The 241-nt window shown below is 53.9% G+C and carries 1 pseudogene; it reads left to right on the top strand.

Annotation, left to right across the window (positions count from 1 at the left end):
* A pseudogene (gene yeiG, locus HMPREF0077_RS10270) lies at positions 1-241 on the top strand (S-formylglutathione hydrolase); the annotation flags it as partial.

The following is a 241-nucleotide window of genomic DNA, read 5'->3' as shown; positions in this document are numbered from 1 at the left end:
TGGCTACGATTTAGGCCAGGGCGCAGGCTTTTATCTTAATGCCACGCAACCGCCGTGGGCGACGCATTACCGGATGTATGATTATCTGCGCGATGAATTACCGGCGCTGGTTCAGTCGCAATTTAATGTCAGCGACCGCTGCGCCATTAGCGGTCACTCAATGGGTGGTCACGGTGCGCTGATTATGGCGCTGAAAAATCCGGGTAAATACACCAGCGTTTCGGCCTTTGCGCCAATTGTG

This window comes from Anaerococcus tetradius ATCC 35098 (assembly GCF_000159095.1).
Lineage (GTDB): Bacteria > Bacillota > Clostridia > Tissierellales > Peptoniphilaceae > Anaerococcus > Anaerococcus tetradius.
Note: the sequence above shows the minus strand (reverse complement) of the source record. Positions and strands in the feature narration are given on the sequence as shown.